General features: G+C 65.3%; 22 protein-coding genes and 1 tRNA gene. 10 read left to right on the top strand and 13 right to left on the bottom strand.

Going from position 1 to position 21051, the window contains the following annotated elements:
• Positions 1-267 precede the first annotated feature (267 nt).
• From ACVWYP_RS05795 to ACVWYP_RS05765, 7 genes are all read left to right on the top strand, one after another.
• Positions 268-987, top strand: coding sequence for a prolipoprotein diacylglyceryl transferase (locus ACVWYP_RS05795; RefSeq protein WP_304498051.1), 720 nt, complete (start codon positions 268-270; stop codon positions 985-987).
• Positions 968-2413, top strand: a complete 1446-nt coding sequence (locus tag ACVWYP_RS05790) for a radical SAM protein (protein WP_304498050.1) — start codon at positions 968-970, stop codon at positions 2411-2413. The genes ACVWYP_RS05795 and ACVWYP_RS05790 overlap by 20 nt, the downstream gene beginning before the upstream one ends.
• Complete coding sequence (locus ACVWYP_RS05785) at positions 2410-2691, top strand: hypothetical protein (protein WP_304498049.1); 282 nt, start codon at positions 2410-2412, stop codon at positions 2689-2691. The genes ACVWYP_RS05790 and ACVWYP_RS05785 overlap by 4 nt, the downstream gene beginning before the upstream one ends.
• A gap of 18 nt (positions 2692-2709) precedes the next feature.
• Positions 2710-2961 carry a hypothetical protein gene (locus tag ACVWYP_RS05780; protein WP_304498048.1) on the top strand — a complete coding sequence of 84 codons (252 nt, stop codon included), beginning with the start codon at positions 2710-2712 and terminating at the stop codon, positions 2959-2961.
• A gap of 13 nt (positions 2962-2974) precedes the next feature.
• Positions 2975-3211 carry a hypothetical protein gene (locus tag ACVWYP_RS05775; RefSeq protein ID WP_453945765.1) on the top strand — a complete coding sequence of 79 codons (237 nt, stop codon included), beginning with the start codon at positions 2975-2977 and terminating at the stop codon, positions 3209-3211.
• 276 nt (positions 3212-3487) lie between these two features.
• Complete coding sequence (typA, locus tag ACVWYP_RS05770; protein ID WP_016847242.1) at positions 3488-5314, top strand: translational GTPase TypA; 1827 nt, start codon at positions 3488-3490, stop codon at positions 5312-5314.
• Between the two features lie 191 nt (positions 5315-5505).
• A complete protein-coding gene (locus ACVWYP_RS05765; protein ID WP_304498047.1) occupies positions 5506-6753 on the top strand; it encodes a flavin monoamine oxidase family protein in 1248 nt (415 codons plus the stop codon).
• Between the two features lie 88 nt (positions 6754-6841).
• On the opposite strand, the gene ACVWYP_RS05760 is transcribed toward ACVWYP_RS05765, so the two are convergent.
• The 3 genes from ACVWYP_RS05760 to ACVWYP_RS05750 all read right to left on the bottom strand — a co-directional run bounded on the left by ACVWYP_RS05760 (position 6842) and on the right by ACVWYP_RS05750 (position 9234).
• A complete protein-coding gene (locus ACVWYP_RS05760; RefSeq protein WP_304498046.1) occupies positions 6842-7249 on the bottom strand; it encodes a thiol-disulfide oxidoreductase DCC family protein in 408 nt (135 codons plus the stop codon).
• A gap of 60 nt (positions 7250-7309) precedes the next feature.
• Positions 7310-8638, bottom strand: a complete 1329-nt coding sequence (locus ACVWYP_RS05755) for an SDR family oxidoreductase (protein WP_304498045.1) — start codon at positions 8636-8638, stop codon at positions 7310-7312.
• 128 nt (positions 8639-8766) lie between these two features.
• Positions 8767-9234, bottom strand: a complete 468-nt coding sequence (locus tag ACVWYP_RS05750) for a DUF2269 family protein (protein WP_304498044.1) — start codon at positions 9232-9234, stop codon at positions 8767-8769.
• A gap of 373 nt (positions 9235-9607) precedes the next feature.
• Between ACVWYP_RS05750 and ACVWYP_RS05745 the strand changes: the two genes are divergently transcribed.
• Positions 9608-10117 carry a GNAT family N-acetyltransferase gene (locus tag ACVWYP_RS05745; RefSeq protein ID WP_028343770.1) on the top strand — a complete coding sequence of 170 codons (510 nt, stop codon included), beginning with the start codon at positions 9608-9610 and terminating at the stop codon, positions 10115-10117.
• Between the two features lie 165 nt (positions 10118-10282).
• Positions 10283-10813 carry an inorganic diphosphatase gene (gene ppa, locus ACVWYP_RS05740; RefSeq protein ID WP_028343771.1) on the top strand — a complete coding sequence of 177 codons (531 nt, stop codon included), beginning with the start codon at positions 10283-10285 and terminating at the stop codon, positions 10811-10813.
• Positions 10814-10950: 137 nt separating this feature from the next.
• Here the strand turns inward: ppa and folD are convergent, their stop codons facing one another.
• Genes folD through ACVWYP_RS05725 form a run of 3 tightly spaced genes read right to left on the bottom strand, consistent with a single transcriptional unit; the run spans position 10951 to position 12496 of the window.
• Positions 10951-11835, bottom strand: a complete 885-nt coding sequence (gene folD / locus ACVWYP_RS05735) for a bifunctional methylenetetrahydrofolate dehydrogenase/methenyltetrahydrofolate cyclohydrolase FolD (protein ID WP_212058118.1) — start codon at positions 11833-11835, stop codon at positions 10951-10953.
• A 1-nt stretch (position 11836) separates the two neighbouring features.
• Positions 11837-12172 (bottom strand): DUF167 domain-containing protein, encoded by a 336-nt coding sequence (locus ACVWYP_RS05730; RefSeq protein ID WP_080686922.1) that lies wholly within the window; start codon positions 12170-12172, stop codon positions 11837-11839.
• Positions 12173-12205: 33 nt separating this feature from the next.
• Positions 12206-12496: a YggT family protein gene (locus tag ACVWYP_RS05725; protein WP_016847252.1), complete on the bottom strand. Its 291-nt coding sequence runs from the start codon at positions 12494-12496 to the stop codon at positions 12206-12208.
• Positions 12497-12792: 296 nt separating this feature from the next.
• Between ACVWYP_RS05725 and ACVWYP_RS05720 the strand changes: the two genes are divergently transcribed.
• Positions 12793-12868: transfer RNA gene (locus ACVWYP_RS05720), tRNA-Ala, on the top strand.
• 116 nt (positions 12869-12984) lie between these two features.
• Here the strand turns inward: ACVWYP_RS05720 and ACVWYP_RS05715 are convergent.
• The 7 genes from ACVWYP_RS05715 to ACVWYP_RS05685 all read right to left on the bottom strand — a co-directional run bounded on the left by ACVWYP_RS05715 (position 12985) and on the right by ACVWYP_RS05685 (position 20951).
• A complete protein-coding gene (locus ACVWYP_RS05715; protein WP_304498043.1) occupies positions 12985-13794 on the bottom strand; it encodes an enoyl-CoA hydratase in 810 nt (269 codons plus the stop codon).
• 116 nt (positions 13795-13910) lie between these two features.
• Entirely contained in the window at positions 13911-14720 is an 810-nt protein-coding gene (locus ACVWYP_RS05710; RefSeq protein WP_304498042.1) for a glutamine amidotransferase, read from the bottom strand.
• A gap of 147 nt (positions 14721-14867) precedes the next feature.
• Positions 14868-15647 (bottom strand): SDR family NAD(P)-dependent oxidoreductase, encoded by a 780-nt coding sequence (locus ACVWYP_RS05705; protein ID WP_304498041.1) that lies wholly within the window; start codon positions 15645-15647, stop codon positions 14868-14870.
• Between the two features lie 226 nt (positions 15648-15873).
• Positions 15874-16377: a tellurite resistance TerB family protein gene (locus tag ACVWYP_RS05700; RefSeq protein ID WP_016847256.1), complete on the bottom strand. Its 504-nt coding sequence runs from the start codon at positions 16375-16377 to the stop codon at positions 15874-15876.
• A 277-nt stretch (positions 16378-16654) separates the two neighbouring features.
• Positions 16655-18064 (bottom strand): adenylate/guanylate cyclase domain-containing protein, encoded by a 1410-nt coding sequence (locus ACVWYP_RS05695; RefSeq protein WP_304498040.1) that lies wholly within the window; start codon positions 18062-18064, stop codon positions 16655-16657.
• Positions 18065-18105: 41 nt separating this feature from the next.
• Entirely contained in the window at positions 18106-19491 is a 1386-nt protein-coding gene (locus tag ACVWYP_RS05690) for a cytochrome P450 (protein ID WP_304498039.1), read from the bottom strand.
• A gap of 83 nt (positions 19492-19574) precedes the next feature.
• Positions 19575-20951 carry a hydrolase gene (locus tag ACVWYP_RS05685; RefSeq protein ID WP_304498038.1) on the bottom strand — a complete coding sequence of 459 codons (1377 nt, stop codon included), beginning with the start codon at positions 20949-20951 and terminating at the stop codon, positions 19575-19577.
• Positions 20952-21051 lie beyond the last annotated feature (100 nt).

Raw genomic sequence — 21051 nt, 5'->3', positions numbered from 1 at the left:
CGGGACGGGTTCTGCACTCCGGACAGAATGTCATCCTGGGAAGGTCGAAAGCCCAGCCGTCAGTTCGGATATAGCGCTTCGGATGGTCGCCGTAACATCGGCTATATCCGTTCTGGCGCGGTTACAGCCTCTGTAGTTTTGCGCGGACCCGTCGCCGGCGTGGTCCATCAGCCCGCCGCTCCCAGGCGGACGGGTTGATAACCTCGCCCCGCCACTGCAATCGGGAAGCGCTATCGCGGACCGCGAAAATCACGCTACACTCGCCTCATGAGCGGGGCTGAACTTCACGCCGTCTTCGACGTTGCAGCATGGGGCGCGGCCGCGCTCGCGATGTGGTGGCTGTCGCGGCTGCGCGGGCTGCAATTCCCCCGGCAATCCTTCGAGCTGCCCTACATCGCCGCGCTGCTGTTCGGCGCCGGGATCGGCGCCTACATCTTCGGCACGCTGAACCTGTGGTTCTCGGGCATGGCGGGCGTCGCCCGCTCGGTCGAGGGCGCGCTGGCCGGCGGCATCGCCGCGATCGAGCTCTACAAATGGCGGCACGGGATTTCGCTGCGCACCGGCGCGCGGTTCGCGTTGCCGCTTGCGATCGGCGTCGCGGTCGGCCGTCTCGGCTGCTATTTCGCAGGGCTCGAGGATTTCACCTATGGCACGCCGACCACGCTGCCCTGGGGCCATGATTTCGGCGACGGCGTGCTGCGTCATCCGGTGCAGCTCTATGAGAGCCTCGCGATGGCGGCGTTCGCGGCCTTCTATGTCTGGGCCGTGTTGAACCGAAATGCCGCCGTCATCACCAACGGATTCTACCTCGTGCTGCTCTACTACGGGCTGCAGCGCTTCCTGTGGGAGTTCATCAAGCCCTATGGCACGCTGATCGGACCATTCTCGCTGTTTCACCTGCTGTCGCTGTTTGTCATGATTTACGCCGCCGTCATGCTGGCGACGGCGCCGAATGTGAGCTTGAAGCATGAACGCGCCGCTGCGTAAGGCACGCCCTTACATCTTCTGGGGCCAGACCCAGTCGCTTTGCGAAACCTGCCTGGCCCTGGTGCCGACCAAGATCCAGATATCAGGCAACGAGGTCTGGTACGAGAAGCGCTGCAAGCAGCATGGCGTGCAGTCGACGCTGGTCTCGACGGATGCGGCCTATTGGCGGCTGTGCAAGGATTTCATCAAGCCCGGCGACCGGCCGCTCGCGTTCCAGCGCCACACCGAATTCGGCTGCCCCTATGATTGCGGGCTGTGCCCGGACCACGAGCAGCACTCCTGCCTGGCGCTGATCGAGATCACCGAGCATTGCAATTTGACCTGCCCGGTGTGCTTTGCGGATTCCTCGCCGGCGCGCACCAGCTTCACGCCGCTGGCGAAAATCGAGAAGATGCTGGACGCGCTGGTCGCGAGCGAGGGCGAGCCCGATCTGGTGCAGATCTCCGGCGGCGAGCCGACGCTGCATCCGGATTTCTTCGCCATTCTGGATGCGGTGCGCGCGCGCCCGATCCGCCATGTCATGATCAACACCAACGGCCTCAGGATCGCGCGCGAGCCCGACTTCGTGGCGAAGCTCGCCGAGAACAAGCGCGGGCTGGAGGTCTATCTGCAGTTCGATTCGCTGAAGCGCGAGGCGCTGGTCAATCTGCGCGGCGCGGATTTGCGCAAGATCCGCCAGCAGGCGCTGGAGAATCTCGAGCGCCACGGCATCTCGACCACGCTGGTCGCGACCATCAAGCGCGGCGTCAACGACGGCGAGATCGGCGACATCGTCCGCCACGCGCTGACCTGGACATGCGTCCGCGGCGTCACGCTGCAGCCGGTGCAGGACGCCGGCCGCAACGAGCATTTCAACAAGGACACCGACCGCATCATGCTGTCGGAGATCCGCCGGCGCGTGATCGAGACCGGGGTGTTCGGCGCCAACGACATGATCCCGTTGCCCTGCAACCCCGAGAGCATCTCGATCGGCTATGGCCTACGCAACGGCGACAAGGTACTGCCATTGACCTCGCTGATCCCGCAGGAGCAGCTCATCGCCGTGATGCCCAACACCATCAGCCCGGAGAAATATCCGGTGTTGCGGGAGAAGTTTGTCGACCTGTTCTCGCTGTCGTCGGGGCCGCTGAACACCTCGGAGCGGGTCTGCGAATTGCTGTGCTGCCTGCCGAGCTTCGAGGTGCCGGAGGGCCTGACCTACGAGAACGTGTTCCGCGTCACCATCGTGCAGTTTCTCGACCGCTTCAATTTCTGCGTCGGCAACGTCAAGCGAAGCTGCATCCACTTCGTCACCGAGAGCGGCGCGATCATCCCGTTCGACACCTACAATCTGTTCTACCGTGACGGAAAGATCGACGGCATCCGCGCCGCGATGGCCGGCCAGACTTACCGCGAGACGCGGCAAAGCGAGGAGGTGCCGCGATGAGCGAGACCAATCCACCGCCCATCCCGCCTGCACCACCGGAGCCACACTACCAATACATCCCGCCGCCACCGTTGCCACGCAGCGGCTGCGCCACCGCGTTCATGGTGCTGTTCGGGCTGGTCCTGCTGCTGCCCGGGCTCTGCGCCCTCCTGTTCGGGTTCGGCGTCCTGAGCGAGTCGAAAACCGATCCCTCCATTCTCTTCCTGATCCTGCTCGGGCTCGCGGTCTGCTTCGCCGGCGTGATGCTGATCCGCGCCGCGATCAAGGGACGGAGCTGACGGACCATTCGACGACGCATGTCCGACACCGACGAGCCGCCCCCGGAACGACCATCGACGCCGCCTTCGGCGGCGGAAGGCTGCCTGTCGATGCTGATGCTGCTGGTCGGCATCGTGTTGTTGCTTCCCGCCTTATGCGTCGTGATGGCTGGCCTCAAATCCGGCATGTCGCTCAGAGCGGCCGACTTCCCTATCCTGCTCGTCATTCTCGCGATCGCCCTCATTGGTGGCTGGCTGATCTGGTTGGCGACGCGTCCGCGGACTCGCTAGATCGGTAAATCCCATGAGCAATATCGAGCAGACCCCGCCGATCAGACCACCGGAACGCGGGCAGCGCAGCGGTTGCGCCACCGCCATTATGCTGGTCGTGGGGGTGATCCTGCTGATCCCGGGGGTCCTGTGCGCCATTCTCAACGCCAAGATGGGCACCGGGGCCGGCGGCGACCCCATCACCATGTTCGTGATGATGGTGGCGCTGGGCGGGCTTGGCCTGATCGTGTTCGCGATTACCCGGAAGTAGGACCTGAAAGCCCCTCAAAACCCGCCTTTGGAGCGAAAATCAGCCCTCCAAACAGCCAATAAATCATTGTTTTTTGGCGTTTTCTGACTATATTGCGCCGCAACGCGCAAGGTGCCCGGTCCTCTGACCGGGCTTCCTTTTTGGGGTGATGCGTCCCCGTCAAATTTCTTGGGTATGAGCGTGATCCGGGCCCGAATGGGCCACGCGAGCGAGCGGCCGGCCAAACTGGTCCGGCGAGATCGCGCATCTGACCATTGCACGACCAGAAGAAGAGCCATGAACCTTCGCAACGTCGCCATCATCGCCCACGTCGACCACGGCAAGACCACCCTCGTCGACCGCCTGCTGCAGCAATCCGGCACCTTCCGCGAGAACCAGAAGGTCACCGAGCGCGCCATGGACTCCAACGACCTGGAGCGCGAGCGCGGCATCACCATCCTGGCCAAGGCCGCCTCGGTGCAGTGGAAGGACATCCGCGTCAACATCGTCGACACCCCCGGCCACGCCGACTTCGGCGGTGAGGTCGAGCGTATCCTCAACATGGTGGACGGCGCGCTGGTGCTGGTCGACGCCGCCGAGGGCCCGCTGCCGCAGACCAAGTTCGTGGTGTCGAAGGCGCTCAAGATCGGGCTGAAGCCGATCGTCGTGATCAACAAGGTCGACCGTCCCGACGCACGCCCGACCGAAGTCATCAACGAGGTGTTCGACCTGTTCGCGGCGCTCGACGCCAGCGAAGAACAGCTCGACTTCCCGATTCTGTACGGGTCGGCCAAGCAGGGCTGGATGGCGGAGAGCCCGGAGGGTCCGAAGGACCTCGGCATGCAGCCGCTGTTCGACCTGATCGTGCGCCACGTCGAGCCGCCGAAGGTCGAGGAAGGTCCGTTCCGCATGATCGGCACCATCCTCGAGGCCAACCCCTATCTCGGCCGCATCATCACCGGCCGCATCTCCTCGGGCTCGATCAAGCCGAACCAGCAGGTCAAGGTGCTGTCCGCCGACGGCAAGCTGATCGAGAGCGGCCGCCTGACCAAGATCCTCGCCTTCCGCGGCCTCGAGCGCACCCCGCTCGAGGAGGCCGAGGCCGGCGACATCGTCGCGATCGCGGGCCTCACCAAGGGCACCGTTGCCGATACCTTCTGCGATCCCACCGTCGAGACGCCGCTGCCGGCGCAGCCGATCGATCCGCCGACGGTGTCGATGTCGTTCATCGTCAACAACTCGCCGCTCGCCGGCACCGAAGGCGACAAGGTGACCTCGCGCATGATCCGCGACCGCCTGATGCGCGAGGCCGAGGGCAATGTCGCGCTGCGCGTCGTCGAGGCCGCCGACAAGGATTCCATGGAAGTCTCCGGACGCGGCGAATTGCAGCTCGCGATCCTGATCGAGACCATGCGCCGCGAGGGCTTTGAGCTCTCGGTGTCGCGCCCGCGCGTCGTGCTGCAGAAGGACGAGGCGACCGGGGCCTGGCAGGAGCCGATCGAGGAAGTCGTGATCGACGTCGACGAGGAGCATTCCGGCGTCGTAGTGCAGAAGATGAGCGAGCGCAAGGCCGAGATGATCGAGATGCGCCCCTCCGGCGGCAACCGCCTGCGGCTGGTGTTCTACGCGCCGACCCGCGGCCTGATCGGCTACCAGGGCGAACTGCTCACCGACACCCGCGGCACCGCGATCATGAACCGCATCTTCCACGGCTATGCCGCCTACAAGGGCGAGATCCAGGGCCGCCGCAACGGCGTGCTGATCTCCAACGACCAGGGCGAAGCGGTGGCCTATGCGATGTTCAAGCTGGAAGACCGCGGCCCGATGATGATCGAGCCGGGCTGGAAGGTCTACAAGGGCATGATCGTCGGCGAGCACACCCGCGACAACGACCTCGAGATCAACGTGCTGAAGGGCAAGCAGCTCACCAACATCCGAACCACCTCGAAGGACGAGGCGGTGCGCCTGACGCCGCCGATCCGCATGACCCTGGAAAAGGCGCTCGCCTATATCGAGGACGACGAGCTCGTCGAGGTGACGCCGAAGTCGATCCGGCTGCGTAAGAAGCACCTCGACCCGAACGACCGCAAGCGCGCCGAAAAGGCCAAGGAAGCTGTAGCGTAAGCGGTGGCTTAAGCGGCGGCGTAGTAGCCTGTCGTGCCCCGGCTTGACCGGGGCACCCGGTACACCGCGGCTCATCGGCTCAATCACTGCTGTCTCCGGAATACTGGATCACCCGCATGCGCATGCGCGGGTGATGACAGTTATGCGCGGGGTGACTTTAGGCGTCTTTCCAGACGTGCTAGAGCCGGGACATGACTTCCCTTCCCTCCACGATCGATGTTGCCATCATCGGTGCCGGCGCCGCAGGCCTCGGTGCCGCGAATGCGCTGAAGGACTCCGGCCTCTCCACGATCGTGCTGGAGGCCCGCGACCGCCTGGGCGGCCGCGCGCATACGATTCAGGCCGCGCCTGACGTGGTGTTCGACGTCGGCTGCGGCTGGCTGCATTCGGCCGACCGGAACAGCTTTGTCGGCATCGCCCGGCAACTCAACTTCGAACTCAACAAGGACCTGCCGCCGTGGCGCGAGCGCGCCTACGGCGAGGCGTTCCCGCAGGCCGCTCGCGACGACTTCACGCACGCACTCGACGAATTCTACGACCGCATCGAGCAGGCGGCGCAGCAGGGCAGGGACAGCCCGGCCAGCCTGTACCTCGAGCCCGGCAACCGCTGGAACCCGATGATCGATGCGATCTCCACTTATGTGAACGGCAGCGAGCTCGACCAGGTCTCGATCCTCGATGTCGATGCCTATGAAGACACCGACATCAATTGGCGGGTGCGGCGCGGCTATGGCGCGCTGGTCGCGGCCTATGGCGCGCAGGTGCCGGTCGCGCTGAACTGCGAGGTCAGGCTGATCGATCACTCCGGCAAGCGCATCCGCATCGAGACCTCGCGCGGCACGGTTGAGGCGGACAAGGTAATCGTCACCGTGCCGACCAACCTGATCGCCGATCAGGCGATCCGCTTTTCGCCTGCACTGCCGGACAAGCTCGACGCCGCGCGCGGCCTGCCGCTCGGCCTCGCCGACAAGGTGACGCTGGCGCTGGCCGAGCCCGAGGCGCTGCCGAAGGAAGGCAATCTGCGCGGCGCCACCATGCGCACCGAGATGGGCACCTATCACATCCGCCCGTTCGGTCAGCCCTGCATCGAAGGTTTCTTCGGCGGCCGTTTTGCGCGACAGCTCGAAAATGCCGGCGACGGCGCCATCGCCGCGCACAGCATCGACGAGATCGTCTCCTTCCTCGGCAGCGATTTCCGCAGCAAGCTGAAGCCGCTCAGCGAATCCCGCTGGGCCCACGACCCGTTCGCCCGCGGCTCCTACTCGCACGCACTGCCCGGCCACGCCGACAAGCGCGCCGTACTGGCCGCACCGGTCGACGGCCGGCTGTTCTTCGCCGGCGAAGCGACGTCGCCGGAGTTTTTCTCGACCGCGCACGGCGCGCGGGATTCGGGGGAGCGGGCGGCGAAGGAAGTGGTGGCGGCACTGCCGCGCAAATAGTCGCATCGTCATTGCGAGCGAAGCGAAGCAATCCATGCTGCCACAAGCGGAAAGATGGATTGCTTCGCTTCGCTCGCAATGACGGAGACTACTCCAGCACCCTTGCCCGCATATCCGCATCCGGCACGAAGCACGTCTCGTACTTCCCGAAGATTCGGTACCGGTTGCGGGCGATGAGGCTGTAGACGGCGTCGCGCAGCGGCTTGGGCACCGCGAACAGCGCGCGGGTCCAGCCCCAGCCGGGCAGATGACTCAGCACCGTCAGCGCCGCATCGGATTTCATATAGGCGACGCCGCCATGGACGACGGCGTTGGTGTCGGGGTCGTCAGGATCGATGCCGAAGCTCTTCGCCAGCCGCGTGCCGTAGCCGGACTGGATCGGCGTGAAGCGGAAGCGGCGTGCCGTGTCGCGGTCGATGACGAAGCGGACCCAGCGCGAGCAGAAGATGCAGACGCCGTCATAGAGGATCACGTCGTCGTCGGGCCAAATGCTCATTCTTGATTCCTTTCGACGCGTTTTCTTCACGCGAACCGGTTCCCACTTCGCTTGAAAACGCTATCGGTTATCCAGGGTCAGCAGCGCGACCAGCATCAGCACGATCGCAGGTCCCGTCTTCACGAGCGCGCCGAGCGGCTCGATCCAGAGATCCGGCGTCAGGATCGCCGATCCCACCATGTAGCCGAGCGAGGCGATGATGCCTGCGATCAGACCGAACGCCGCGGTGCGGCGGATCGCGATCAGCACCCCGATGCTCATGTCCATCAGGCTGGCCAGCACCGTGACCGGCCCGACCAAAGCGGGCGGGAAATGGTGCGCACGCAAAATGCCCGCCGCGGCGTCATAGGAGATCACCAGCGCGATGAAGCCGGATGCGACCCAGAACAGCACGAGGCTTACGAAGATCAGCGCCTTGATCAGGAACAGCCGCGCGAACCATTTGTCCTGAATGGTCGCGGGGCGCCCGCCGACCGCTTGCGCGATTGTCTTCGGCACGATGCCGGTCGCTTGCATCCAGCCTGCGGGATCGCCGGTGACGCCGCGGCGCAGCTCGGCGATCGCGGTGGAGCGCAGCGGCGGCATCCAGCCGAGGCGGCTTGCGAGATCGCCGAGGCGGGCGCCGAGATCGATCAGCAACGGCGGCGTCGCGATGCGGAGATGCTTTGCCGTGCCGAACGACCGGCGGAACTGGGCGATGACGCCGCCGAGCGAAATCGGCTGCTTCTGCATCAGATCCCATGTCACCGATCGCACCGCTTCGTCGGCGACATCGTGCGCCGCAAGCCAGGCGATGGTGGCGGCGATATCCTCGACTGCGACCGGCTGGAACGGCGTCGCGGCCTCATCGGCCGGCAGATCGACCGGCAGCGCCGCCAGCGCGCGCAGCATGGCGCTGCCGCCATAGGCCGAAGGCGCGATGACGAAGCCCGGACGCAGGATCGCATGGGGAATCCCGGACGCCGCGATCAGCCGTTCGGCCTCGCGCTTGGTGGTGCTGAAGGCGGTGCGGTCCGCATCGGCCCTGCCGGGAATCGAGATGTGGACGAGACGGATGGCGCGGTGGCTGTCACCGATCGCCTGCAACAGCCGCGCGACGAGGTCGCGATGCACCGCGCTTGTGTCGCTGCCCGGGCCGTCCTGCAGCACGCCGAGGCAGTTCACGACGATGTCTACCTCGTGCGTGCGAAGCAGCTGCGTCAGCGCCGCGGCATCCATCGACATGACAGGCAGCTCGATGTCGGCCGTGCTCATTTTCTGCGCCGGCGTGAAGTGGCGCGCGATGCCGATCACGTGAAAGCTGCGCGCCCGCAGATCGTCGGTGATGGTACGCCCGATCAGGCCCGACGCGCCGAGCACGAGGATGTTATGTGATGCGTCGTCACTCATGGAGCCCTGGACTATCTGGTGTGGTCATTCCGGGGCGCGAAGCGAACCCGGAATCTCGAGATTCCCCGATGCGCAATTGCGCATCTGAGGTTCGCTGCTTCGCATCGCCCCGGAATGACGACACTGCGCTAAAATGGTTTCGCGATCATCAGCCAGAGGATGATCACCACGGAGCCGAAGCCGGGAATACCGAACAGGAACCAGCGGCGAAACAGCGCAAAATAACGCGGCGGCAGCGGAAGACCTTTTTCGACGGCCACCTGCGCGAGGTTGCGCATCTCGATCTGCATGAAGACCACGGGAACCCAGAACACGCCGGCGAGCGCGTAGAGCGCAAGCGAAACCACGAGCCAGCGCTCGGTGATGCTCGTTGCCGACAGCAGCATCAGCAGTCCGCCGCTCACCGGCTGCAGCAGCACGGCGGTCAGCGTGAAGATCATGTCCGCGATCACGACGGTCGCCGCCGTGCGCGCGATGAACGCCGCATCCTGCGTGCGATGCGCCGCCAGCATGAAGAAGGCGATGCCGGTCCCGGTGCCCAGGATCACGACGGCGCCGAGCACGTGCAGATATTTGATCAGGAAGTAGAGCGTCATCGCAGTCCGCTCGTAATCAGGCCAACTTCGGTGCACACAAATACCGCCGCTGCCATAGGCCGGTCGGGCGCGAAAATCCACTGCAGCGGCGCAGGCGTGGCGCGGTCGGAGTACCCACATTGCGTCTGGATTCGTCCGCAGAATCCTGGCTGCGAATCAGGCCCGAATGAGCTTTTTCCAACTATGGCAGTGTCATACTGCGCTCGCGATACACGCTTTGCACAGCTCCGGATCGGCGGTTGGCCGCTTGAACTCCGGCAAGTGTCCTCTTTCGGAACAAGTTCTCACGACACTGATGCAAAAAATCCACAGATTAACCGATAATTAACGATGGACCTTGAAGGCGGCCCGCCGACTTGCTTTGATTACACCCATGAGCACAACGCTAATCGAGGTCCGGCCGGCCAAAGCTGCAGACGCGGCGGCGGTGGCGTCTACCCATGACGAAGCCTGGCGCTCGGCGTATCAGGGAATCATCCCCGGCGCCGAACTCGAAAAGCTGATCAATCGCCGCGGCCCGCAGTGGTGGGACAGCGCCATCCGCAAGGGCAGCCGCGTCAGCGTGCTGGTGTTCGGCGACCGGGTCGCAGGCTACGCCAATTACGGCCGCAACCGCGCCCGCAGCCTGCATTTCGAAGGCGAGATCTACGAGCTCTATCTGCGGCCGGAATTCCAGGGGCTTGGCTTCGGCCGGCGCCTGTTCGCCTCCGCCCGCCGCGACCTGATGCAGAGCGGCCTCAAGAGCATGGTGATCTGGGCGCTGTCCGACAACGAGCCGGCGACCGAGTTTTACCGTGCGCTGGGCGGCCGGATGGTGGCGCGCTCCTCGGAGCGGTTCGGGCCGAAGTCGCTCGACAAGGTCGCTTTCGCCTGGGCCAACTGAAAATCCTGCTTCTCTCGCAGCTGCAGCAAGGCTAAACCAGCCTCAAGCGCTGCGCGCGTCGGCCAGCCCGGCCTCAAGGCCGGGCCTGGTGCCCTTTTGCGGCCCGGCGGCGCCAACCAAAAAATCACATCGTTCTCAACTTCCAGAGGCCACGCGGAGCAATCCATGCGTATCGACGCCATATCGATCGGAAAAAATCCGCCCCACGACGTCAACGTCATCATCGAGGTTGCCGTCGGCGGCGAGCCAATCAAATACGAAATGGACAAGGAGGCCGGCACGCTCGTGGTGGACCGCTTCCTCTACACGCCGATGCGCTATCCCGGCAATTACGGCTTCATCCCGCACACCCTGTCCGGCGACGGCGATCCCTGCGACGTGCTGATCGTCAACACCCGTGCGATCGTGCCGGGCGCCGTGATGAGCGTCCGCGTGGTCGGCGTGCTCCTGATGGAGGACGAGGCCGGCGGCGACGAGAAGATCATCGCGGTGCCGTCATCGAAGCTGACCCAGCGCTACGACAAGGTGCAGAACTACAACGACCTGCCGGACATCACGCTGCAGCAGATCCAGCACTTCTTCGAGCACTACAAGGACCTCGAGAAGGGCAAGTGGGTGAAGGTGCTGCGCTGGGGCGACGCCGACGAAGCCCGCAAGCTGATCCTCGAAGGCATCGAGCGCGCGAAGAAGAAGTGACGGCGCAGCCGTCATTCCGGGGCCGATTTCGTCATTGCGAGCGAAGCGAAGCAATCCATGCCACCGCACACGCGGGACGATGGATTGCTTCGTCGCTTCGCTCCTCGCAATGACGGTGGAAGTAGTTTGCCCTTAACTCACACCGCCGGCGCCGGCAGGCCGGCAATCGCGCAGGCGGCGCGCAGCGTGTTGACCAGGAGGCACGCCACCGTCATCTGCCCGACGCCGCCGGGCACCGGCGTGATTGCGCCGGCGACATTGAGCGCTTCCTGGAACGCGACATCGCCGACCAGCTTCGGCTTGCCGCCGGGCACCGGGATGCGGTTGATGCCGACATCGATCACCGTCGCACCCGGCTTCAGCCAGTCGCCCCGCACCATCTCGGGCCGGCCGACCGCGGCATAGACCAGATCGGCCTGGGCGCAGAGCTTTGGCAGATCGCGCGAGCGCGAATGCGCGATCGTCACCGTCGCGTTCTCGTTCAGCAGCAATTGCACCAGCGGACGGCCGACCAGATTGGAGCGGCCGATCACGATCGCGTTCATGCCCTCGAGCGAGGCGTGCACGCTCTTGGTCAGGATGATGCAGCCGAGCGGCGTGCAGGGCGACAGCGCGGCCAGGCCCCCGGCGAGCCGGCCGGCATTGCTGGGGTGCAGGCCATCGACGTCCTTGGCCGGATCGATCGCGTTGATGATGGTCTCGGTGTGCAGCGATTTCGGCAGCGGCAGCTGCACCAGGATGCCATGCACCATGGGATCGCGGTTGAGCCGCGCGATCAGCGCCAGGAGATCGGCCTGCGACACATCCTCCGGCAGCTTGTGCTCGAACGAGGCCATGCCGGCGGCCTGGGTCTGGGTGTGCTTGCTGCGAACATAGACCTCGCTGGCGGGATCATGGCCGACCAGCACGACGGCGAGCCCCGGCGTGAGCGCATGGTCGCGCTTGACGCGGGCGACCTCGTCGGCGACGCGGGCGCGAAGCTCGGCGGCGATGGCTTTTCCGTCGATGATGCGGGCAGTCATGTCAGTCCCTTGTCTGCTGGTTCGGCTTGGCCGCAGTCAGCTTCCTCAATATATCGCCAAGCCCTTTCGGATCGCCGTCCACCGCGACCTGCTTGAGCCGCGAGGTGGCGCCGGACAACAGCTTCACCCTGGCCTTCGGCACGCCGAGCGCCTTGGCCAGCAGCTCGGTCACCGCGCGGTTGGCCTCGCCGCCCTCTGCGATGGCGCGCACCCGCACCTTCACCACCGAACGGCCATTGGCCAGCGTTTCGATCCCATCGATGTCGTCGCGGCCGCCGCGCGGCGTCACGCGCAACGCGATGCTGATGCCCTCGGTGGAATAGCGCCAAGGATCCATCAAGGCTCCCTCGCCAAGGCCCCGTCGAAAGGGTCAGATCACGTTGGGATAGATGTAATAGGCGATCACCCGCTGGATGAACATGATGATCAAGATCACGATGATCGGCGAGATATCGAGCCCGCCCAGATTCGGCATCACGTTGCGGATCGGCCGCAGCACCGGCTCGGTGATCCGGTAGAGGAACTCGGCCACCGCGGAAACGAACTGGTTGCGCGTGTTGACCACATTGAAGGCGACCAGCCAGGACAGGATGGCGGAGGCGATCAGCAGCCAGACATAGAGGTCGAGGATGATGATGACGATGTCGAGAACAGCGCGCATATGAGGGGGGCTCGCGGGTAAGACAACCGATTGAGGCGCAACGAGACCGGACTGAGCCGCCATCGCGCTTCTTGATTGAGCGGGATCGTTTCGGAAAACCGCTATGCACTGGGCCTGGCGCGGTCCGCCGGGTCGGGATCACGCCCTAGATATCGGTTCATCCCCCCGCAAACAAGGGAAGTTCCCGGCGGGACGGGCCGAAAACCGCGCCTTCACCGTTCTTGACTTGACCTTGGGCGGGACTGTAAATGGCGCCCGACTGACGGCCGGGATACTCAGCAACACCCGGCCGCGATGGGGCCATAGCTCAGCTGGGAGAGCGCGTCGTTCGCAATGACGAGGTCGGCGGTTCGATCCCGCCTGGCTCCACCACGCTTCGCCCTTCGGGCTACGCGTGGCGCAGCCGCGCAGGAGCCTGAAGGGCGAAGCGTGGTGTCCGGCGAAGCCCAAGGGGCGAAGACGGACTTTACCCCCCAATCCCCTCCCCCTTACGTCCCCGTAAACCGCGGCGGCCGCTTCTCCACAAAGCTCGCGACGCCTTCCCTGAAATCATTGCCCTTCAGCGCGATCTGCATCTCGCGATTGGCATCGATGGTGGCTTCGGCGAGCGTCTGGAACGGCACGTCGTAGACCTGGCGCTTGATCACCGCGATCGCGCTCGGCGAGACGAAATCGGCGAGGTCGCGGGCATAGGCATAGGTTTCCTCGCGCAGCTTCTCCGGCGAGGAGAGCCGGCTTACGAGGCCGATGCGCAGCGCCTCCTCGGCCGACACCCGCCGCGCCGACATCAACAGATCGAGCGCGTTGGCGTGGCCGACGATACGCGGCAGCATCCAGCTGATGCCGTGTTCGGCGATCAGGCCGCGCCGCGCGAAGGCGGTGGTGAACACCGCGGTGTCGGCGGCGAAGCGCAAATCGCAATAGAGCGCGTGGACCAGGCCGATGCCGGCGGTGGCGCCGTTGAGCATCGCGATCACGGGCTTCCTGATCGCGGGGTAGTAGGCGTAGCGCGTCTGCCAGTCGGCGCGGCGGTTCATGTCGAACGGGATGGTCTCGCCGCGCCTGACCTCGTTGGGATCGATTCCCTTCAGCGCGTCCATGTCGGCGCCGGCGCAGAAGCCGCGGCCCGCGCCGGTCAGCACGATGACGCGAACGTTGTCGTCGTTGGCCGCCGCTTCCATCGCGTGGCGCACGTCGCGCTCCATGATCGCGGTCCACGCATTCATGCGATCGGGGCGATTGAGCGTGATGGTCGCGATCCTGTCGCTGACCTCATAGAGGATGTGCTCGTAGCTCACGGCGATCTCCCTGTGCCTTGTTGTTATTGATACGCGCGGCGATACGGCCCGCGCCCGGCGGCCGACAGTAACACATTCACGAGAATGAACAGCCGGCGCCAAATTCCGCGTGGCGGCTATTCCGCGGCCTGCAGCATCACAGGCGGCGGCACGCGCGCGATCCAGCCGTCGATGAAATGCTTCAGCCACGCGCGCTCGGCGGCATCGTGGACGGCACGCGCGGCGAAGTGCAGATGGCCCGGCTGTGCGCCCGGCGAATCCATCCGCGCGCAACCGCGCGTGGTCCAGCGATGCATCATCGCGTAGGTCACGTCGGGATGGAATTGCAGGCCGAAGGCGTTGCCGAACTGGAACGCCTGCACCGGGAAATCATCGCCCGCCGCGAGCAGGTCGGCGCCGGCGGGCAATTGAAATCCCTCGCCGTGCCAGTGATAGACCCGCGCCGGCCAGTCCGGGCAGAGCGTGCGGCCCGCCTCGGTCGGCCTGACCGGATAATAACCGACCTCGACACGGCCTTGCGGATGCGGCGCGACCGTGGCGCCGAGCTGCCGCGCCAGCATCTGCGCGCCGAGGCAGATGCCCAGGAACGGGCGCTGCTCGCGCAGCGGAACGGCGATCCAGTCGATCTCGCGCCGCACGTAGTCGTCGCCATCGTTGGCGCTCATCGGACCGCCGAAGATCACCGCGCCGGCATGCGCGTCGAGCGTTTCGGGCAGCGCGTCGCCGAAGCGTGGGCGGCGGATGTCGAGGCGGTGGCCCAGCGCGCGCAGGGCGTTGCCGATCCGGCCGGGAGTCGATGTCTCCTGATGCAGCACGATCAGCACCGGCCGCAGCGGGGTCTCGTCCGAGATCTCAGTCGTGACCGCGGTCGGCCTTCGGCTGGCGAAGGGCACCACGACACGGCTTTGGTCAGACCGGAACGACATTGCCTCTGCTTAAAGTTTCGGCACGTAAGGCGCGATCATAGCTAAGTGGTCGTTAACATCGTGTGAGTTTGCGCACACCCAGACGAAGCAAATCGCGGGCCAGAAAACAGCCTTAACGGCGACGCGTGGGACGTTTTTCAGGGGCAGCTAGCGCTTGCGGAGCTGAAATCCGCCGACCGCCGTCAGGATGAAGGAGCGCGGAAACAGCCGGAGCAGGAACGGCACCAGCTTGATGAAGGCGCCGGGCAGCACTGCGCGCTTGTTGGCCATCAACCCGCTATAGGCCTGGCGGGCCACCTCTTCCGGCGTAACGTTGAGGATCGCGGAATCGAATCCGGGGGCAAACCCGGCGCGATCCTGAAACTCCGACGGCACCGGGCCCGGGCAACACACGGTGACACGCACGCCCTGCGGCGCCAGCTCACAGCGCAACGCCTCGGAAAACGACAGCACATAGGCCTTGCTGGCGTAGTACACGGCCATGCCGGGTCCCGGCAGAAATCCGGCGATCGAGCCGAGATTGAGGATGCCGCCGCGGTTGCGGATCAGCTGGTCGGCAAAGCGCAGCGTCAGATCGGTCAGCGCGCGGATATTCACATTGATGATGTTGAGCTGCTCGGCACGGTCGCGCTCGATGGCGCGGCCGAACAGGCCGAAGCCGGCATTATTGACGAGAAATTCGACCTCGACCCCGGCGTCGGTCAGGGCCTGCGCGATCCGGTCGCCCGCATCGCTGTGCTGGAGATCACAGGGGATCACAATCGGCGCTGCGCCGCCCTTGGCCCCGAGCTCGTCGGCGAGCGCCTTCAGGCGGTCGGCGCGCCGCGCCACCAGCGCCACACGGTGACCATTCGATGCAAACACGCGCGCCAGTTCGGTGCCTATGCCCGCCGATGCCCCGGTTATCAGCGTCACACGCTCGGTCACGTTTCAAACTCTTACTGCAAAATCTAGTGAGGTCCCCAACAAGGCGACGAGAGCATAGGCATGCGGTGGGACGCAAGCCGTGTGTAAGCTTGTGGACAGCGGCGAGGCACTGGTTTTGTGATGAAACGCCAGATTTTCAGTCGGATCGCCCACAATCGCGGCGGACATTAAAATTTCGTCATCCGTGATACCGGTGACGATGCGTCCGCCGGCGCGGGCGGCCGCGTCAGATTGCGGCGTCAGCCGTGCCCCAGGGGCCCTTTGGCAGCGCCGCCTGCTTCTCGGCGACCCGATGCTTGAGATCGATGCGGTCGCGCGAGGAAATGCCGAGCAGATCCGCGGCGCGCCAGACCACATTGTCCTCGAACTCGCTGACCTGACCGTCGGCATAGACCAGCTCCCACATCATCTCGACGATGCGCAGCCGTCCCTCCTCGTTCACCGAGCGCATGATGACGCTGGTAAAGTGATAGAGATCGACGGCCTCGCCCTCGACGCGCATGGCAGAGGCGATCAGCTTGTCGGCCGCGCCGCGGTCGAGCTGGAAACGGCTCTCGATCAGGCCGTGCAGCTTGCGCGTCTCCGCAGGCGTCGGCTCGCCGTCCAGCGACACGACATGCACCAGCAGCGCCGTCGCCGCCAGGCGATAGTCGCCGTCATCGAAGGTGCGGTCGGCCTGAGCATCGGGGGAAACGATATCGGCAATGAATTGGCGAAGTCCGTCGAGCATCGTTCTCTCTGTGGGATGAAGCCTGCCTGATTTGAGCGTGATCTATCCGGCTATAAAGTTTTCGAGACCACGCTCCGTTGAAATCTATATGGCGTGGAAACAGAACCGGTGCAATCCGCGCAGGTTCCCGCTGCGACATTACGTTTCGGCAACATGGATTGAGTCATTCCGGGGCGATGCGAAAGCATCGAACCCGGAATCTCGAGATTCCCCGATGCGCAATTGCGCATCTGAGGTCTGGTCCTGACGGACCATCCCGGAATGACGATGTGCTCAACTACGGTATCTCGTACACCACGAGCTTGTCGGCAATGCCGCGCAGTGCCGCTTCTTTCTGGATCGGCTTGATCGCGGCGCGATCGAGAATGCCCGCGACCTCCGCCGATTCCATCACCGGCTGGGTCAGATGGATTTCCTGCGAGGTCGACAGGCTCTGCACCCTGGCTGCGATATTCACGGTCTGGCCGAAATAATCCTGCCGCTCGTTCAGCGTCACCGCGAGGCACGGTCCCTCATGGATACCGATCTTGACGATCAGATCCTCCTTGCCGCGCTCGGTGTTGAGCTGCTTCATCGCCGCCCGCATGCGCAGGCCCGCCGACAATGCATGCTCTGGCCGGATGAAGGTCGCCATCACGGCATCGCCGATCGTCTTCACGACGGCGCCATGCTCCGACGCGATGATCTCGAGCAGCGCATGGAAATGCGCGCGCACCAGATCGAATGCGGCGAGATCGCCGACCCGTTCATAGAGCGCGGTCGAGCCTTTGAGATCGGTGAACAGGAAGGTGAGCGCGGTGATCTTCAGCCGCTGGTCGACCGTGAGGTTGTCGGCCTTGAACACATCACGGAAGGTCTGGTTCGACAGCATCCGCTTCGCGGTGAGGATCGGCTTGCGCTTGCCGAGCAGCTCATGCAGCGCATCGGCCGCTACCCAAACAGCGGGCAGCACGCGGGTGTCGGTCTGGTTGTCCAGCGACAGCCGGAGCGGCCCCGGCCGCAGCACCGTGGTGCCGGTCGGCGCCTGCAGCTTGTTGAACACGATCGAGAACTGCTGGCGCTCGGTGGTCGGCTCGCCCTGCACGTCGAAGAAATGCGCCGAGTGCGTCACCGGCTCGAACACGATCAGGAACTGCCTCGGCAATTGCAGCGACAGCAGCGCCTTTTCGCCGGCCGGCAATTCCAGCGATTCCAGCGTCACCTCCTTGAGCAGGCGCTCCAGCGAGTCTTCGTTGAGCTCGATGCCCGAGCTCCAGAACATCTGGCGGACATATTCCCAGATCGGCAGCGTATTCGGATCATGCGCGCCGATGCGGCGCACGCGCGGGCTGACGGTGAAGGCGACCTCGACCAGATCGTCGACGGACGCTTCGTATCCGGCCGCGCACAGCGCGCAATTGTAGTCGTCATGGCGCAGCGACTTCAGCGTCGAATGCGCATCGAGCACGCCGCCGCAGCCCGGGCACAGCACATTCCAGCTCATGTCGAACAGGCCGAGCCGCGACGCATGCAGGAAGCCGGAAATCACCTTCTCCTGGTCGAGCCCGGTGCGGCTCGAGAAATCCAGCAGGTTGATGCGATTGAGATCCCGGTCATGACCGTCCGCGATCAACTGCTGCATGGCATCGACGACGGCCGGATCGGTCGTCTGCCTGAGGACTGCGAAATGGGCCTGCGTATCGCTCATGGTGAGCCCCTAGATGAGCATTGGGACACCGCCGCGCAAGGTCAGCGCGGCTTGATCGTAAACACCGGCGAGCGATTCGGCTGTGTCGTCACCACGCCGATCGGCAGCACCGGATCCTTGTCCGCCAGCGCGACGCGGAATGCGCCGACAATCTTCGCAAGCGCGAGCGTTGCCTCGACCAGCGCAAAATGCGCGCCGATGCAGACCCGCGCGCCGACCCCGAACGGCAGATAGGCGAACCGATCGGGCGGCGTTCCCGTCATGAACCGCGCCGGCACGAACGCGTTCGGATCGCGCCACAGCTTCTCATGCCGGTGCAACAGCCACGGCGCGATCAGGATTACGTCACCCTTCCTGACCGGACGGCCCGCGATGGTATCGGGACCGCCTGCCGCACGCGCGATCAGGAATGCCGGCGGATAAAGCCGCATGGTTTCGTCGATCACCGCGCGGGTAAATTTCAGCTGCTCGATGTCGAGCGCGCCAGACGTCGCCGCGCTCCCGACTTCTGCTGCCAGTTGTTCCTGGGTCAGGGGATCGAGCGCCAGCAGATAGAGCGCCCAGAACAGCGCGGTCGCCGTCGTCTCGTGGCCGGCCAGAATCATGGTGGCGACCTGGTCGCCGAGTTGGCCATCGGTAAAGGCCTCGCCGGTTTCAGGATCGCGCGCGGCGCCCATCAGGTCGAACAGGTCGCGGGCCGGCGCGTTGTCATCCTTTCCGGCCGCACGTCGCTCGGCCATCAGCATGCCGACGAACGCGGTCCAGCGCTTGCGGAAGCGGGCGCGCCGGAAATCCTGCGGCGTCGGCCAGTTCAATGGCAGCACCAGATCGAGCATATGCGGCCGCGCCAGCGTGTCGCCATACTCCATCACGAAGTCGCGCAGCGCGGCGCCGTGGCGATCCATGCCGAACGAGAACATGGTGCGGCCGGCGATCTCCAGCGTCATCCGCTGCATCGCCTCGCGCAGATCGACCGGGCCGCCACTCGCGGACTTCAGCTTGGCGATGGTCTCGTCGACCGCCGCAATCATGTAAGGCACCAGCGTCGTCACCGCGCGCGGCGTGAACGCCGGCGCCAGCGTGCGGCGCTGATGTTTCCACGCACGCCCTTCGGCGATCAACAGCCCCTCGCCCAGCATCGGACGCAGCACGCGAAGGCCGGCCGGCGTGCGGGTGTAGTTCTCGTAATTGTCGACCAGCACATGGCGGATCGCATCGGGCGTGTTGAGGATGAAGCTCGAATGGTTGAGAAAGCGGCCCTGGACGATGTCGTCCTCATAGGCGCGCTGGCCCCAGGTCTCGATCGGCGAGTTGCGCATCACCCGCATGCGCGCGAATGCGCCCATGTCGTCCGGCGCGCGCGGCGGCGCCGGCGGGACCAGGGGACGCCGCGTGACCGTGATATCGTAGACTTCGGCTATGCTCATGGTCCTCGCTTCCTGCCTCACGCGACGGCCGATCCGGCCATGCGATCCCGGCGCCAAGAAGGCGCGCGGACCCTCCACCAGACCTAATAAGTCAGCTCGGCGACCGCAATCCGATTCTCCGACGCCGGCCAGGCCCGCATCATAATGCGTTCCCCGTTGAAGATCGCGGCGACCGGACGGCCGACATCGTCCGCGGCGAGCCGCAGCGTCGTCACCGAATCCGTCGGCACGCCAGGCTTTACATCGGCCGGCTCCTTGCCGTCGAACAGCACGATATCGCGCGGCAGGCCGAAATAGCCGCGCGGCCGCGACATCAGCACGACCGCGCCCGCACCGGCATCGGCCGGCCCCAGCGGCCGCGCCGCGCGCAGATGCACGATCTCGGACGAGCGTGGAAACGGCGAGCGATAGATGTGCGTCGTCGCCGTACCCGGTGACGTCAGCACGAATTCGAGCGGCCACGACGGGTCGACCTGCGCCGGACCCCAGCGGCCGTCGGCGCCGGTCTGCGAGCTGTGCAGCGGGCCGCCGATGCGCTCGCCGGTCTCCGCCGCGACATGATAGATGTCGACCGTGGCGCCTGGCACCGGCCGGTTGGTCGGCACGCCGCCCGGCGTGCCCGTGACGAGGCCGCTCAGCCTCACCGCCGTCTCCGGTACGATCCCGATCCGCGACGGCTCGTGCCGTGCGATGAATTTGTAGATTTCGCGAAAGGCGCGCGGATGAAAGGCGGTCTCGCGATGATCGAGCGCGCCGAGCACCAGATTGGTCGCGCCTTTCAGCGCCGGGCCTTCCGTCGTGACGTTGGTCGGCGTGCCCGGCTTGCCGACGAAGCGGCCGTCGGCTTGCGCATATTTGTCGAGGCCGTCGCTGCGCAACGTCAGGAATGCGGTGCCAACCGTCACTTCGCTGTCGCCATCGTTCAGTCCGCGCAGGAACGGACCACGACCGTTGAACTCGTTGCCGAGCCCGTCGTCCCACGCATAGACACCGTGATTGGGCGTGCCGCACAGCACCGCGTGGCTGACGTCGCCGCCGCCACCATTCTTGATGGTGTTGCGGATCGCATTGCCGCCGCGCGAACTGCCGACCAGCGCGACCCGCGGCGCGCCGGTCTTCTGCTTCAGCTCCCTGATCGCCTCGGCGAGCTCGCGGCGCTGGTCCTCGGTCGAGGAGCGGCTGGCCTGCTCGATCTTGTCGTCACTGCGCGCCAGCGGATCGGTGAAATTGATCGCCGCCATGCGTTCGCGCGGCATGCCGTTCGATTCCATCCGCCAGAACGTCGTCATCCAGAGCGGGGCGTGATCGCCATTGCCATGCACGAACAGGATCGGCGGGGTATCACCGGCGGGCACCGGCTGCGCCGAGGCCGACTGAGCCGAGGCCGGGGCGCCGAGGCGGCCGGCCAGCAGGGACAGGGCGCCGGCCCCTTGCAAAATTCTCCGCCGCGACAGCGCCATTGCCCCTCCCCCGACCTTCCCTTGACCTTCCCTTGGCCTTCCTCAGGTCTTTCAGTGCTTTAGCTGTGTCCTATCCCCGCCAAGGGTGCCGTAATCGCTG

The organism is Bradyrhizobium sp. USDA 3262 (assembly GCF_054060035.1).
This window is presented reverse-complemented; position numbering and strand designations above follow the sequence as displayed.

Bases quoted from the DNA above. Each gene is read 5' to 3' on its own strand.
- ACVWYP_RS05795 (WP_304498051.1), top strand. From the start codon at position 268: ATGAGCGGGGCTGAACTTCACGCCGTCTTCGACGTTGCAGCATGGGGC.
- ACVWYP_RS05790 (WP_304498050.1), top strand. From the start codon at position 968: ATGAACGCGCCGCTGCGTAAGGCACGCCCTTACATCTTCTGGGGCCAG.
- ACVWYP_RS05785 (WP_304498049.1), top strand. From the start codon at position 2,410: ATGAGCGAGACCAATCCACCGCCCATCCCGCCTGCACCACCGGAGCCA.
- ACVWYP_RS05780 (WP_304498048.1), top strand. From the start codon at position 2,710: ATGTCCGACACCGACGAGCCGCCCCCGGAACGACCATCGACGCCGCCT.
- ACVWYP_RS05775 (WP_453945765.1), top strand. From the start codon at position 2,975: ATGAGCAATATCGAGCAGACCCCGCCGATCAGACCACCGGAACGCGGG.
- typA (WP_016847242.1), top strand. From the start codon at position 3,488: ATGAACCTTCGCAACGTCGCCATCATCGCCCACGTCGACCACGGCAAG.
- ACVWYP_RS05765 (WP_304498047.1), top strand. From the start codon at position 5,506: ATGACTTCCCTTCCCTCCACGATCGATGTTGCCATCATCGGTGCCGGC.
- ACVWYP_RS05760 (WP_304498046.1), bottom strand. From the start codon at position 7,249: ATGAGCATTTGGCCCGACGACGACGTGATCCTCTATGACGGCGTCTGC.
- ACVWYP_RS05755 (WP_304498045.1), bottom strand. From the start codon at position 8,638: ATGAGTGACGACGCATCACATAACATCCTCGTGCTCGGCGCGTCGGGC.
- ACVWYP_RS05750 (WP_304498044.1), bottom strand. From the start codon at position 9,234: ATGACGCTCTACTTCCTGATCAAATATCTGCACGTGCTCGGCGCCGTC.
- ACVWYP_RS05745 (WP_028343770.1), top strand. From the start codon at position 9,608: ATGAGCACAACGCTAATCGAGGTCCGGCCGGCCAAAGCTGCAGACGCG.
- ppa (WP_028343771.1), top strand. From the start codon at position 10,283: ATGCGTATCGACGCCATATCGATCGGAAAAAATCCGCCCCACGACGTC.
- folD (WP_212058118.1), bottom strand. From the start codon at position 11,835: ATGACTGCCCGCATCATCGACGGAAAAGCCATCGCCGCCGAGCTTCGC.
- ACVWYP_RS05730 (WP_080686922.1), bottom strand. From the start codon at position 12,172: ATGGATCCTTGGCGCTATTCCACCGAGGGCATCAGCATCGCGTTGCGC.
- ACVWYP_RS05725 (WP_016847252.1), bottom strand. From the start codon at position 12,496: ATGCGCGCTGTTCTCGACATCGTCATCATCATCCTCGACCTCTATGTC.
- ACVWYP_RS05710 (WP_304498042.1), bottom strand. From the start codon at position 14,720: ATGTCGTTCCGGTCTGACCAAAGCCGTGTCGTGGTGCCCTTCGCCAGC.
- ACVWYP_RS05700 (WP_016847256.1), bottom strand. From the start codon at position 16,377: ATGCTCGACGGACTTCGCCAATTCATTGCCGATATCGTTTCCCCCGAT.
- ACVWYP_RS05695 (WP_304498040.1), bottom strand. From the start codon at position 18,064: ATGAGCGATACGCAGGCCCATTTCGCAGTCCTCAGGCAGACGACCGAT.
- ACVWYP_RS05690 (WP_304498039.1), bottom strand. From the start codon at position 19,491: ATGAGCATAGCCGAAGTCTACGATATCACGGTCACGCGGCGTCCCCTG.
- ACVWYP_RS05685 (WP_304498038.1), bottom strand. From the start codon at position 20,951: ATGGCGCTGTCGCGGCGGAGAATTTTGCAAGGGGCCGGCGCCCTGTCC.